General features: G+C 58.3%; 12 protein-coding genes. All 12 read right to left on the bottom strand.

Annotated features, from left to right (window positions below; all coding sequences use genetic code 11):
• Positions 1 to 59 precede the first annotated feature (59 nt).
• A complete protein-coding gene (locus IV091_RS02425) occupies positions 60 to 1,400 on the bottom strand; it encodes an adenylosuccinate synthase (RefSeq protein WP_293464614.1) in 1,341 nt (446 codons plus the stop codon).
• Positions 1,401 to 1,488: 88 nt separating this feature from the next.
• A complete protein-coding gene (locus tag IV091_RS02430; RefSeq protein WP_293464616.1) occupies positions 1,489 to 2,676 on the bottom strand; it encodes an ATP phosphoribosyltransferase regulatory subunit in 1,188 nt (395 codons plus the stop codon).
• 251 nt (positions 2,677 to 2,927) lie between these two features.
• A complete protein-coding gene (gene hflC, locus IV091_RS02435) occupies positions 2,928 to 3,830 on the bottom strand; it encodes a protease modulator HflC (RefSeq protein ID WP_293464618.1) in 903 nt (300 codons plus the stop codon).
• 11 nt (positions 3,831 to 3,841) lie between these two features.
• Positions 3,842 to 5,257 (bottom strand): FtsH protease activity modulator HflK, encoded by a 1,416-nt coding sequence (hflK, locus tag IV091_RS02440; RefSeq protein WP_293464621.1) that lies wholly within the window; start codon positions 5,255 to 5,257, stop codon positions 3,842 to 3,844.
• A gap of 98 nt (positions 5,258 to 5,355) precedes the next feature.
• The gene (gene hflX, locus IV091_RS02445) at positions 5,356 to 6,465 is read right to left on the bottom strand and encodes a GTPase HflX (RefSeq protein ID WP_293464624.1); all 1,110 of its coding nucleotides are present in this window, start codon (positions 6,463 to 6,465) and stop codon (positions 5,356 to 5,358) included.
• A gap of 38 nt (positions 6,466 to 6,503) precedes the next feature.
• Positions 6,504 to 6,773, bottom strand: a complete 270-nt coding sequence (hfq, locus tag IV091_RS02450) for an RNA chaperone Hfq (RefSeq protein WP_293464627.1) — start codon at positions 6,771 to 6,773, stop codon at positions 6,504 to 6,506.
• 56 nt (positions 6,774 to 6,829) lie between these two features.
• Positions 6,830 to 8,167 (bottom strand): ribosome biogenesis GTPase Der, encoded by a 1,338-nt coding sequence (der, locus tag IV091_RS02455; protein ID WP_293464630.1) that lies wholly within the window; start codon positions 8,165 to 8,167, stop codon positions 6,830 to 6,832.
• A 25-nt stretch (positions 8,168 to 8,192) separates the two neighbouring features.
• Complete coding sequence (gene bamB, locus IV091_RS02460) at positions 8,193 to 9,338, bottom strand: outer membrane protein assembly factor BamB (RefSeq protein WP_293464633.1); 1,146 nt, start codon at positions 9,336 to 9,338, stop codon at positions 8,193 to 8,195.
• Positions 9,335 to 10,030, bottom strand: coding sequence for a tetratricopeptide repeat protein (locus IV091_RS02465; protein ID WP_293464636.1), 696 nt, complete (start codon positions 10,028 to 10,030; stop codon positions 9,335 to 9,337). Before IV091_RS02465 ends, bamB begins: the two co-directional genes overlap by 4 nt.
• A gap of 97 nt (positions 10,031 to 10,127) precedes the next feature.
• The gene (hisS, locus tag IV091_RS02470) at positions 10,128 to 11,486 is read right to left on the bottom strand and encodes a histidine--tRNA ligase (protein WP_293464639.1); all 1,359 of its coding nucleotides are present in this window, start codon (positions 11,484 to 11,486) and stop codon (positions 10,128 to 10,130) included.
• A gap of 13 nt (positions 11,487 to 11,499) precedes the next feature.
• On the bottom strand, positions 11,500 to 12,777 hold the full coding sequence (gene ispG, locus IV091_RS02475) for a flavodoxin-dependent (E)-4-hydroxy-3-methylbut-2-enyl-diphosphate synthase (RefSeq protein WP_293464642.1): 1,278 nt from the start codon (positions 12,775 to 12,777) through the stop codon (positions 11,500 to 11,502).
• Positions 12,777 to 13,733 (bottom strand): RodZ domain-containing protein (locus tag IV091_RS02480; protein WP_366806974.1); only part of this gene is annotated, 957 nt, incomplete at its 5' end. The genes IV091_RS02480 and ispG, both read right to left, overlap by 1 nt.

Below are 13,733 nucleotides of genomic sequence, written 5' to 3' on the forward strand. Positions count from 1 at the left end.
ATAGCTGCCTGCGCCGGTACTCATTGCGCTGGCGGCCTATTTCTCTAAAAATTCCGAATTCAGGCTACGTAGGGGTTGCGCAGCAGGATGGTGTGGTCCCGATCCGGGCTGGTCGAAATCATGTCGATGGGCACGCCAGTGATCTCCTCGATACGCCGCAGGTACTGCTGCGCCGCGGCGGGCAGTTTGTCGTATTGCGTCACGCCAACCGTGCTCTGGGTCCAGCCTGGCATCGTTTCATAAATCGGCACGCAGCGGGAAATGTCATCGGCCCCCATCGGCAAAATATCGGTGATGTGACCGTCCAGCTCGTAGCCGGTGCACAGTTTCAATTCGTCAATGCCGTCGAGCACGTCCAGCTTGGTGATGCAAAGACCCGACAGGCCATTGACCTGGGCCGAGCGCTTGAGCAAGGCCGCATCAAACCAGCCACAACGGCGGCTGCGACCAGTGGTCACGCCTTTTTCAGCGCCCACGGTGCTCATGTGGTAACCCGGTGTTCCCGGCTTTTCCCAGTCAAGTTCAGTCGGGAACGGGCCTCCGCCGACGCGGGTGCAGTACGCCTTGGTGATGCCCAGGATGTAATGCAGCATGCCCGGACCCACGCCCGCGCCCGCAGCGGCGTTGCCGGCCACGCAGTTGCTGGAAGTCACGTACGGATAAGTGCCATGGTCGACGTCGAGCAAGGTGCCCTGCGCGCCTTCAAACAGCAGGTTGGCGCCATCACGGTTCGCATCATTGAGCTCGCGCGAAACATCGGCCATCATGGGCTTGAGCAGCTCGGCGTGGCGCATGGCCTCGTCGTACACGGTATCAAAGTCAACCGCCGGGGCGTTCAAAAAGCCGGTCAGCACAAAGTTGTGCAATGTCAGCAGTTCACGCAACTTCGTGGCAAAGCGCTCGGGGTACTTGAGGTCTTGCACGCGCAGGGCGCGGCGGGCAATCTTGTCCTCGTAGGCCGGGCCAATGCCGCGTCCGGTGGTGCCGATCTTTTCGGTGCCGCCCTTTTCGCGGAAGGCTTCACGGGCAATGTCAATCGCCGCGTGGAACGGCAAAATGAGTGGACAGGCTTCGCTGATGCGCAGGCGCGAACGCACTTCAACACCAGCTTTTTCCAGCCCTTCGATTTCCTCGAACAATTTGGCGGCCGACAGCACCACGCCGTTGCCGATATAGCATTTGACGCCGGGGCGCATGATGCCGCTGGGTATCAGGTGCAAGGCGGTCTTGACACCATTGATCACCAGGGTATGGCCGGCGTTGTGACCGCCCTGAAAGCGCACTACGCCCTGGGACATTTCAGTCAGCCAGTCGACCAGCTTGCCCTTGCCTTCGTCGCCCCACTGGGTGCCAACGACCACGACATTGCGACCCGCGGTTGCGGTTGGTTTATTTATCATCTTCGATTTTCTCGTTAGGGTTCGGTGGGAAAAAGTCAACTTAGCCGACTTGGCGTCTGGCGCTTCTGGATGCTTTTCATCCGGTTATTCATGCAGATTCCGGCATGGGCTGCAGTACCCAGTGTCCCGCAGCTTCTGTCAACATGCGGTCGCAGTCAAATTCACTGAGTTCGTGCTCGTGCCCGGGCAGTGCGCACACCACGGTTTCACCACTGGCACGCAGCCGGGCAATGGCAGCGCGCAGCCCGGCGTCTTCACCCCAGGGCGCGCAAATGGCAGCCCGCAAAGGCCGGGGTGGCAGCACGCGAACGAGTTCCTTCAAATCCAGGCTGAAACCTGCCGCTGGACGGTTGCGGCCAAACACGGCGCCCACCTCGTCGTAGCGGCCGCCACGCGCCAGTTCGGCGCCCTGGCCATAGATTGCAAAGCGGGTTCCGCTGTAATAGGCGTAGCCGCGCAAATCAGCCAGATCGAAGCTGACCTTGACATCATCCCCATGGGAGATGTGGGAAGCCAGCCATTTCAAATTTTGCAGCGCCTCCTGCACGCCCGGCAGGGGCGGCAGGACTCTTTCAGCCTCAAGCAGGACTTGGCTGTCACCGTAAAGCTGCAGCAGGGCTTTCAGCCCTTCGCGCGCAGCCAGGGAAACACTGCCGTCAAGACGAGCGGTAAGGCTGCCCAGCGCACTGGCATCCTTGGCCGCCAAAGCGGCATGAATCAGCGCCATGGTGGACGCATCGACCTGCGCGCCGGCCAGCAGGCTGTTGACGATGCGCACATCCGCCATGTCGACCGACAGCGCAGTGACACCAGCGGCCCGAAGGCCCTCCAGGGCGAGCAACTGGGCTTCAAGATCGGCTTCAAGTCCGGCATGGCCGTAAATTTCTGCGCCAAACTGCAAAGGCTCACGGGTGGCGTGCGGGCGCTCGGCGCGGGTATGCAGCACAGGCCCGCAATAGCAAAGACGGGCCACGCCGCTGCGGTTCAGCAGGTGGGCATCGATGCGGGCGACTTGGGGCGTCGTGTCGGCACGCAATCCCAAAGTACGGCCCGACAACTGATCCACCAGTTTGAAGGTCTGCAGATCCAGCGCTTCACCCGTCCCTGTCAGCAAGGACTCCAGATGCTCAAGCATGGGAGGCATGACCAGCTCATAGCCGTAGCTGCGGGCGGTATCCAGAAACAGACGGCGCAACTCTTCGATGTGACGCGCCTCTGAGGGAAGGACATCGGCAATTTGATCGGGCAATTGCCATGATGATGACCAAGCGGGCATTGTGATTTTCTCGGGGGCTGTTAAAGAACAGATTTTACCGGGCTTGGAGCCGCTTTTTTCCCCGTCGCGCCAGCCAAGGGAAAGTCAACGACAAATAGAGGCGCCAGACTTGGCTTTTGTATAGCATCCGGACGGAGTGAAATCAGGTCCACTACGGACGCGTCACGGGCTGCTGCAGCGCATAAAAAAGGCTCCCCGTGGTGAACGGCGAAGCCTCTATTAAAACATCTGCCGCCCTTGCGCAAGGGCAGTTATTTTTTGGCAGGGGACGTCGTGCTGCTGCCAGCGCCACGCATGGCCTTGAAAAAGTCTGAAGACTGATCAACCACCATCACATCGCTTTTCTTGCCAAAACTCGCCTTGTAGGCATCAAGGCTGCGATAGAACTGCGCAAATTGCGGATCGCGGCCAAATGATTCAGCGTAAGTACGTGCCGCCTCGGCATCGCCCTCGCCCTTGATCTTCTGCGCGTCCCGGTAGGCATTGGCGATGGTCACTTCGCGCTGTCTGTCGGCATCTGCACGGATTTTTTCACCTTCAGCAGCACCTGTGGACCGCAACTCGTTGGCAACCCGCTTGCGCTCCGCTTCCATCCGGCGATAAACCGATTCAGTGATGGCCTCAACGTAATCGACACGGGTGATCCGCACGTCAATGACATCAACACCCCAGGCTTTGGTGCCCTTGACGACCTGCAGCACTTCTTTTTTCACATCAGCCATCAGCGCTTCGCGCTCAAGCGACAGCAAATCTTTCACGGTGCGCTTGTTGATTTCTGCCTGGAAGGCGTTGCGGACCACCCGATTAAGCTGGTTGGCACCGGCCCGCTCGTCCAGGCCGACGTTGCGAATGTATTCAGACGGATTGGTGATGCGCCAGCGCACATACCAGTCAATCACGACGCGCTGCTTTTCAGCGGTCAGCATGGGTTCTGCATCCGTGCTGTCCAGCGTCAGCAAACGCTTGTCGATATAGGAAACGTTCTGAAATGGCGGCGGAAGCTTGAAATTGAGGCCCGGCTCAGTGATCACCTCCTTGATCTGGCCCAGTGCATACACCACGCCAAACTGGCGTTGGTCGACCACAAACAGCGTAGAAGCCAGCAGCGCCAGCGCTACCAGGAACGAAGAAACGATTAGTCCAACTCTGTTCACTTTTTTCTTCCTTAGCGGGTTTCACGGTCGCGGGTACGGGATGCATCACGCGCACGCGCGTCAAGGGGCACGCTAGAGGCGGGCTGGGACGGCGCGGTCCCGGATGATGGCGCAACGGCGCCAGCGGTCGCCGGTGAATCGGCACCCGCCACGCCGCCTTGTGCGGACATCTGCATGATTTTGTCAATCGGCAGGTATAGCAGGTTGGATCCCTGGCGTGATTCCACCAGTACCTTGGTCACGTTGGTGTACACCTGCTGCATGGCGTCGGTGTACATGCGGTCACGGGTGACCTGGGGCGCCTTCTGGTATTCGACCAGCACAGAACTGAAGCGTTGGGCATCGCCTTGGGCTTGCGCCGCGATACGCGCCTTGTAGGCATCAGCCTCCTCTTTCAGGCGCGACGCCGAACCTACTGCACGCGGAATCACATCATTGGCGTAAGCCTGTGCTTCGTTCTTGGCGCGCTCACGCTCCTGGCCGGCCTTGAGCACATCATCAAAGGCCGCCTGCACTTGCTCGGGCGGACGTACACCGCTCTGCTGCAGATTGATGGCCACAACTTCCACGCCAACCTTGTAGCGATCAAGAATGGTCTGCATCAGCACGCGAACGCGTGGACCGATCTGGTCGCGCTCCTCAGCCAGTGCCAAGTCCATCTTCATTTTCCCGACTACCTCGCGGACGGCTGTTTCAGCCGCCTGAACCACTGCACTGGCAGGATCCTTGCTCTCAAACAGGTAAGCACGCGCGTCACTCAGACGGTATTGAACGGCAAACTTGATCTCGACGATGTTCTCGTCTTCAGTCAGCATGGCTGAATCGCGCAAACCTGTCGCCTTGATCACCACATCACGGCCCACATCGACCGAGCGAATCTGCGTCACCACGACAATTTCATGCCGCTGTATCGGATAAGGCAGGCGCCAGTTAAAACCTGCCCCTACAGTGGACTGATACTTCCCGAACTGGGTAATCACGGCCTGCTGACCCTCCTGGACAATGAAAAAGCCCGTGCCCAACCAGATCAGGCCCACCACGCCGGCAATCAAGCCAACGCCGATACCCGCGCTTTTCATGTCGGGCTGAAACCCCCCGCTGCCGCCTCCTCCGGCGCCACCCCAATTGGGACCTTGACTGCCACCCTTTTTTCCACCGCCGAAGAGACCGCCGAGTTTGCGATTGAAATCACGCCAGAGTTCATCCAGATCAGGCGGACCCTGGTTTGGCCCCTGGCCTTGGGGACGGTTGGTCGGCTTTGGTGGCTGTTTTTCCTCGCGTGGCTGTTCCGGCCTGGGTTCTCCAGAAGACGCCTTGTCGTCATCCCGACCCCAGCGCGGGTCATTGAGGTTGAACATGCCTTGGGCGCGTTGTTTCAGCTGGCCTGGCAAAGCCGTCAACGTCTGCAGCACGGGATTCAGATTCATGGGATCAAACTCACTTTTTTGATACATTTTTTTTACTACCGCACCATTGTGCCTAATGAACTTGTAGCACCGGGCAACGCCCTCAGTTGTTTGTGGATTTATCCTGGCGGCAAACTGGTTGCTCTGGCGGACAGAAGTTCACGCAATTGCGGCAATCCCTCACCCGTCTTGGCGCTCACAAATACCCGGTCCACGCTTTTGCCTGAACCATCAAACGCATCCTTCAATTCAAACATGTCCCGCAGTTGTAGTGGCAGGCTGTCCTGGTCAATGGCATCAAGTTTATTGAATACCAGAATCTGCGGAACTTCAGCGGCCCCAATTTCGGACAGGACCCGCTGCACTTGCTCAATTTGCTCAAGATAGTCAGGGTTCGAGCCATCAACGACATGCAGCAACAGGTCCGCGTCAACGGCCTCCTGCAGCGTGGCTGCAAATGCATCGACCAGGCCGTGGGGCAAATCCCGAATAAAACCTACAGTGTCAGAAAGCGATACTGAACGGGCCGACTCACCGAGGTAGAGTTGCCTCGTCGTGGTGTCAAGCGTTGCAAAAAGCTGATCGGCCGCATAGGCCCGGGCCTTGACCAATGCATTGAACAACGTCGATTTTCCGGCGTTGGTGTAGCCAACCAGCGAGATCGTGAAGGAGTTACGCCGCTCCCTCTGTTTGCGCTGCGTCTGGCGCTGCTTCTTGACTTTTACCAGACGCTCCTTGGTCCGCTTGATGGCTTCGCCAATCATGCGTTTGTCGAGTTCAATCTGCTTCTCGCCTGGCCCGCCACGCACACCTGCGCCCCCTGTTTGACGTTCAAGGTGAGACCATCGGCGCACCAGCCGGGTGGACATATACTGAAGTCGGGCTAATTCAACCTGTAGTTTGCCTTCGTGACTGCGCGCCCGCTGACCGAAAATCTCCAGGATCAGCAAGGTCCGGTCATTGACAGGGAGGTCAAGATGACGCTCCAGGTTGCGTTGCTGCGCCGGACTGAGCGACTGGTCGAAAATCACCTCGGTCGCCCCAGTCTCAAGGGCCAACATTTTGATCTCGTCGGCTTTTCCAGTGCCAATAAACAGCGCGGCGTCAGGCGCTTTGCGCTTGCAGGTCACGCGAGCGACAGGCTCCAGGCCTGCAGTCTGCGCCAGCAAGCCCAGCTCATGCAGATCGCCATCAAAATTGGGAAACCCCAGATCCACACCCACCAGCAAGGCCAGAGGGCGTGATTTCAGGGGTGTATCGTTCGGGCTCAGTTGGAGGGACTTTCTTCAGTCTCGCCCGTTGAAAAGGTAACAGCGCGACCCGGCACAATCGTCGAGATCGCGTGCTTGTAAACCATTTGGGTTACCGTATTGCGAAGCAAGACCACATACTGGTCGAAAGACTCGATCTGGCCCTGCAATTTAATGCCGTTGACAAGATAAATGGAAACAGGAACATGCTCGCGACGTAATGTGTTGAGAAATGGATCCTGCAATAGCTGGCTTTTATTTGTGCTCACGATATTTTCCGTGTTCAAAAGTTAAGAGACCTTGACCTTACCACAGCGCATCTTTGTACCCTGCGGCGCCCCGTCTAATCCTTACCGGAAAACGGATTCTGAGAGGTTTTCATCTGGATGCGCAGCGGGGTGCCGACCAGGTCAAACTCTTTTCGAAACCGGCCTTCCAGGAAGCGTTTGTAGGACTCGGTGACATGCTCCAGGGAATTTCCGTGAATGATGATGATCGGTGGATTCATCCCGCCCTGATGCGCATAACGCATCTTGGGCCGAAAGACGCCAGAGCGCTGGGGCTGCTGAAACTGCACGGCTTCCAGCAACAGGCGCGTCAGCACCGGCGTGGACATCTTGCGGTTGGCCGATGCATGGGCCTGGATGATCGACTTCCAGACCGGGCCCAAACCCTGGCGCTTGGTAGCCGATATCCGGTGAATTGCCGCGAATTTCAGGAAACCCAAACGGGTTTCAATCGACCGCTCAAGAAGCTCGCGCTGGTAAGAATCAACTGCATCGGACTTGTTGATGGCCAGCACCACCGCCCGTCCGCTTTCAAGAATGTAACCCGCGATGTGCGCATCCTGATCGGTCACGCCTTGCGTGGCATCCAGCAGCAGTAGCACCACGTTCGCGCTTTCAATCGCCTGCAAGGTCTTGACCACCGAGAACTTCTCGATCGCCTCGAAAACCTTACCCTTGCGCCGCAAACCAGCCGTATCAATCAACTCAAATTTTTGGCCGGCGTGCTCAAACGGAACCGAAATCGCATCCCGGGTTGTACCAGGCAAATCAAATGCAACCAGCCGCTCTTCTCCAAGCCAGGCATTGATCAGCGTGGACTTGCCCACGTTGGGACGGCCCGCAACCGCCAGCTTGATCACCGAAGGATCCTGCGGTTCAACGTCTTCGTCGACTTCTGGCAAATGCAGCGGCGCCAGTGCCATGTCCACCAACATGCGCATGCCCTGCCCATGGGAAGCGGAGACCGGCAACACCTCCCCCAATCCAAGCTCAAAAAACTCGGAGAAGCGGCCGCCCTCCGTCATGCCTTCGGCCTTGTTCGCCGTCAGGACCGTCGGCTTGCCTAGCTTGCGCAGGTACTTGGCGATGTCGTGGTCTTGGGCGCTAATGCCAGCGCGGGCATCCACCACAAAGACAACGACGTCAGCTTCAGCTACCGCCTGCCGGGTTTGCTTGGCCATTTCCTTGTAAATTCCGGTGATGGCATCAGGCTCGAAACCACCGGTATCGATGACGATATATTCGTGGTCCCCCAAGTCACCATTGCCGTAATGACGGTCCCGTGTCAGCCCGGCGAAATCGGCCACGATCGCATCCCGCGTCTTGGTCAGCCGGTTGAAAATTGTCGATTTACCCACATTCGGGCGACCAACTAATGCAATTACAGGTTTCATCAATAAGGTTTCTGGTAAGGCGTGTTTATTCAGGCTTGAAGCCGTAAACGCCGCCGTTTTGGGTCACCGCAATAAGCGTATTGCCCGCGAGTACAGGAGATGCAACGATGGCAGATCCATCGGTCGGCAAGCGGTTGAACAGTGAACCGTCTTCCCGCGACAACAGGTGAACAAACCCGCTCGAATCGCCGATAGCGATCGAGCGCCCGGCCATCAGCGGCGCCGTCAGGCCACGGTAGCGCAAGCGATCTGTCGACCATACGCGCTCGCCGTCGTTACGTCGCCAAGCCATGACCGTCCCGTCCGATTCGGTGCCAAACAGAAAGCGCTCATCACCGTCTATACCCTGCGCGCCGCTGGCGGGCTTGGTCCAGAGCAAGCTGCCGCGCACCGCATTCACGCATCCGATGCTGGCCTGGAAAGCCCGCGCGCACACCGTATCCCCGACCCGGCTGACCCGGCCGACCAGATCGACCAGGCGCTCCACGTCATTGATGCCGCGTGGCGAGGCAATTGGCGCCTCCCATTGAATACTTCCGTTGGAGGGATTGAGCCCTGCCAGCCGACCCGACAAGCCAGCGACGAGGGTATCGCCCACAGCACGCAGCACGCCGGACTGACGCAATACCAAGGGTTCGGTGGGGCGCTGCTGAGACCACAACTTGCGGCCCGTCTGCCCGTCGAAAGCATTGACGGAGCGATCAGCTGCCAGCACAAACACCCGGGCCCCTGCAACCAGAGGCGCGGTAAAGACCTGCGCACCAAGCTTCTGGCGCCAGATTTCACGGCCATCCTGCAGGGCGACGACATCGTTGGCTTTCGTCACCACCGCCACCACTTTTCCGTCACTCCCGGCGCCTGCGGCGATAGGCGTGTTGAGCGCCATTCGCCAAACATCCCGGCCCGTAGTGGCCTCCAGCAAGGCGACGGTACCATCACCGCTCGCAAGCGCCACGGTGTTACCAGAAACTGCCACCTCGAGCGGAAAGCGTACAGTTCCAATACGCGTACTCCAGCTTTGACTGGCGGACACCAGGGCAACCACCGGCTGAAGCTCTGCAGGTTGGGGCTTCTTCACGCCACCGAAACAGCCGCTCAGCGCAGCTACCAGCAAAATAGCAACAGGAGCCCGCACAGAGAGGGTTAGAGAGGCAAAGGACTGACGACTCATTTATTGACCCCAGAGGTGGATGCTGCTTCAGCCAACTTGGCTTGGTTTGCAGTCGGGTCAACGCCCAACGCATTGAGCTTGACCTCGACGAGCCGACGGTACTCGACACGGTCCTCAAGGCCGCTGTAGGCCTTTTCATATTCCGCTCTGGCTTCAGTCTTTTTCCCTTGCGCTACCAGGATGTCACCGCGCCGGTCGGCTGCCAGCGCCGCGAAATCCTTGGGGAAGTTGCCGGAGAGTTGCTGCAAAGCCTCGTCATATGACTTCTTGTCGAGCAAGAGCCCGGCAAGGCGCAACTTGGCAATGGCCTGATAACCTTCATCCGAAGACTTCTCTGCGACCCAAGTCAATGCAGCGCGGGAGGCGTCGACATTGCCTTTGTCGTAGTGTGCCCGGGCTGCCAGGAGACCCGCTTGCTGTGCATAGGTGGTGCGGCTGAAACGGTCTTTCATGTCGGCAAATGAGCGGTCTACCCTTGCCAGGTCGCCCGACTTCAAGGCGCGTTCGACCTCGTCGTACATCACTGCCGCCTGCGCGGCCTGATTCCGCTGCCAATACTGGTAGCCGTTCCAGACAGCAAAGGCGCTTAATACTGCAATAAGGGACCACGTAATGAGGTTGCCATACTGTTTCCAGAAATGCTTAAGCTCGTCAAGCTGTTCCTGTTCTTCCAAATCGAGGTGTTTTGCCATAAAAATTCTGCTGGTTCTGCCCGATAACGGCGCGAAATGCGTGAGGTCGATTGTAAAGGGCGCTAACGCGCGCTTAAGTGGTTGCTCTGATCCCGGCTTAAGCGCGCAGCATCTGAGCCCATGCATGGACATCGTCCAGCGACTGATGCGTCTGTACCTGTTCACCCTCCGATTTCTCGCCTCGCAAAGGTTTGACGGCAACGAAGCCTTCCGAGAGTTCGGTGGCACCAAAAATCAATGCGTACTTTGCACCGCTGCCATCAGCCTTCTTGAATTGCGATTTCATGCTCCCCATGCCGTCGACGCTGGCGCCCGCATGCATTTGCACACGCACGCCTGCTGCGCGCAAAGCCTGCAGCGTCCTCAAAACGACGGGTAAGGCAGACGCATCCGGAATCACCGCATAGGCATCTGGCACCAGGACGGGGACCTGCTTGCCCTGCTCCTTGATAAGCTCCAGTACACGTTCCACCCCCAGCGCCCAACCCACGGCAGGTGCCGCTTTACCGCCAATTTGTTCAATCAGGTAGTCATAGCGACCACCGGCGCAAATGGTGCCCTGTGCCCCCAGTCGATCGGTCACAAATTCGAATACGGTGAGGTTGTAATAGTCCAGGCCGCGTACCAGGCGGTGATTGAGCGTCCAGGAAATTCGATTGGCATCGAGAATGGCTTTAAGCTCGTCAAAATGCGCCAGCGACTCGGTCCCCAAAAAGTCGATAAGACGGGGAGCGCTTTCAATCACCGCCTTCATGGCAGGATTCTTGGAATCCAGAATACGCAGCGGATTGCTGTGAAGCCGCCTGCGCGCTTCTTCATCAAGCGCATCTGCATGCAATTCGAAATGGGCAATCAGTTGCGCGCGATGCTGTGCGCGCTCTTCGGGCTGACCCAGGCTATTGATTTCCAGGCGCCAATCCGTGAGACCCAATTCCTTCCACAGCGCGGCCGCGAGCAAAATCAATTCAGCATCGACCTCGGGCCCAGCAAAGCCAAGCGCTTCTGCGCCTATTTGGTGGAACTGGCGGTAGCGGCCACGTTGCGGCCGTTCACGCCGAAACATCGGCCCCATGTAATAGAGACGCTTGCCGCCGTCATAGAGCAAATTGTGTTCCGTGACCGCACGCACCACACTGGCAGTATTTTCAGGCCGCATGGTCAGGTGATCGTGGTCGCCGTGTTTGTCAGAACGGTCTTCGAACGAATACATCTCTTTTTCGACGATGTCCGTCACCTCGCCGATGCCCCGCACAAACAGCTGGGTATGTTCCAGAATGGGCGTACGGATGTTGCGGTAGGCGTAACACTCCATCAAGGTACGCACCTTGCCCTCAAGCCACTCCCAGCGAGCTGAGTCCGGCGGCAAAATGTCGTTCATGCCTTTGACAGCAGTCAGTTTCTCGGCCTTTGGAAAAGGCGGTTTCCCTGCCGGGTTGGCAGTCATATTTTCAAGCATGGATTCGTCAGTACTATGCGACTTCAGCAACAGCGGGCTGCGTGCCAAAGCGTTTTTCTATGTAGTTTTCAACAATGGCCTGGAACTCCTGCGAAATATTTTCACCACGCAAGGTCAGTCTTTTTTCGCCATCGATAAACACTGGGGCAACCGGCACTTCACCGGAACCAGGCAAGCTGATGCCGATGTCCGCGTGCTTGCTTTCACCGGGGCCATTGACAATGCAACCCATCACTGCAACTTTAAGACCTTCAACGCCCGGGTATCGCAGGCGCCAGACTGGCATCTGGGCACGCAAAAAGTCGTCGATCTGCTTGGCCAGTTCCTGAAAAGTGGTGCTTGTCGTGCGCCCGCATCCGGGGCATGCGGTCACGCTGGGCACAAAGTTGCGCAATCCCAGCGCCTGGAGAATTTCGGACGCAACCACGACTTCCTGCGTGCGGGCCTCACCGGGCTGAGGCGTCAGCGATACCCGAATGGTGTCGCCAATGCCTTCTTGCAGCAAGATGGACAGCGCCGTTGCAGATGCCACGGTCCCCTTGGTTCCCATGCCGGCTTCGGTCAGACCAAGGTGAAGGGCATAATCGCCGCGCCTGGCCAATTCACGGTAGACCGATAACAAATCCTGAACACCGCTTACCTTGCACGACAAAATAATTTTGTTGCGCTGCATACCCATTTCCTCGGCGCGCCGGGCGGAGTCAATCGCCGAAGTGATCAGCGCTTCGTACATGACCTGCCTGGCGTCCCAAGGCGCGGCGCGTGCGCTGTTGTCGTCCATCAGGCTGGCCAGCAATTCCTGATCAAGGCTACCCCAGTTCACCCCAATACGCACCGGTTTGTTCCAGCGCATGGCGACGTCGATCATCTGCCCATACTGTCTGTCTCGCTTGTTGCCCTTGCCCACATTGCCGGGATTGATCCGGTATTTGGACAAGGCCTCAGCGCAGGCGGGATAGTCGGTTAACAAGCGGTGGCCGTTGTAATGGAAATCGCCAATCAAGGGGACGTCAATACCCATTCGATCCAGTTGCTCACGCACGTAGGGTACGGCCTCGGCCGCCTCAGGCGTATTGACCGTGATACGGACCATTTCGGATCCAGCCACAGCCAGTTCTTTGACCTGAATGGCAGTGCCTATGGCATCTACAGTGTCCGTATTGGTCATGGACTGAATTCGGACCGGCGCGTCGCCGCCCACCGTCACGATGCGGGAAGCCCAGACGACCTGTACTTGGGTAGAGCGTTTGGCCTTTGGAAATGCCGACTCTATAGGGAGACAAACCTGCACTATTTCACCTCGAATCGGGCTACGTTATCTCTGGAGACTGCGGACAAATCAAAAGCTTTCCCACGTACTTGAACCTGTGTCAGGTCAGACCTGCCCACAACAACCGAAAGCGGTAGCGCGCCGGAAGCCTCGGCAGCCTCGCCACTCGCAAGGGTTCGGGTCAACACAACCATGCCGTTCGCATCCGTCACCTTGACCCAGGACTGGCCGCTTGCGCGAAACGACACATTCCCCGGGGAAGCGACCTGCGCCACTGGGCCAGCAGTTGAAGCTGCGGGGGCGGCTGGTATTGCTGAATTGCCTGATGGAGGCACTGGCGCTTGAACGGCAACCAACGTGTCTTGAGATACCAATGCAGGTGAATTCGAAGACCCGGAAAGCGGAGCATCCACCGTAGCAGGGCCGTCAGCGACACCCGCGCCAGGGATTTCAGCCACGGGCACAGGCAAGTCATCGCCTGAACCAGCCCTCGCGCTTGCAAGCGGCAGCAATACAAGACCAGCACTGCCAGGCGCACCGTCTGGATCGCGTTGTTCCTGCTCACCGTACTGCTCGATGGTGGGTAAAACGATCAGAACCATTGCCCCAAGCAGTAGTGCAATCCCCGCAAGAACTACGGGCCGCGAAATGCGTGAACGGGCTGACAATACCGGGCCGGCAACTGACGAGCGAAACGGTGCATTGATCTCGCCACCAGATCGTTTGAGCTGACAGGCACTGGTTGGAGGCAGCCGCTCAAGCACTGGCCGCGCATCAATTTTAAGAGTACGGCACACGCTGGAGGCCAGCGCGCGCGCGAAAACGGCGTCGAGTAACAAGTCCAGGCGGTCATGCTCCAGCGCTTGAAGCTTCGTCTCGGGAACCTTGAGCAGCGCCGCCAAGGCAGCAATGTGAATGCCTGCAGCTTCTCTCGCCGCGCGGAGCAATGCACCGGCCGTGGGCCCTGCAGACATCGC

Source organism: Polaromonas sp. (genome assembly GCF_018780625.1).
Taxonomy (GTDB): domain Bacteria; phylum Pseudomonadota; class Gammaproteobacteria; order Burkholderiales; family Burkholderiaceae_C; genus Polaromonas.

Excerpts from the sequence above, each read along its gene's own strand:
- der (WP_293464630.1), bottom strand. The coding sequence starts at position 8,167 with ATGAAACCTGTAATTGCATTAGTTGGTCGCCCGAATGTGGGTAAATCG.
- bamB (WP_293464633.1), bottom strand. The coding sequence starts at position 9,338 with ATGAGTCGTCAGTCCTTTGCCTCTCTAACCCTCTCTGTGCGGGCTCCT.
- IV091_RS02465 (WP_293464636.1), bottom strand. The coding sequence starts at position 10,030 with ATGGCAAAACACCTCGATTTGGAAGAACAGGAACAGCTTGACGAGCTT.
- IV091_RS02425 (WP_293464614.1), bottom strand. The coding sequence starts at position 1,400 with ATGATAAATAAACCAACCGCAACCGCGGGTCGCAATGTCGTGGTCGTT.
- IV091_RS02430 (WP_293464616.1), bottom strand. The coding sequence starts at position 2,676 with ATGCCCGCTTGGTCATCATCATGGCAATTGCCCGATCAAATTGCCGAT.
- hflK (WP_293464621.1), bottom strand. The coding sequence starts at position 5,257 with ATGAATCTGAATCCCGTGCTGCAGACGTTGACGGCTTTGCCAGGCCAG.
- hisS (WP_293464639.1), bottom strand. The coding sequence starts at position 11,486 with ATGCTTGAAAATATGACTGCCAACCCGGCAGGGAAACCGCCTTTTCCA.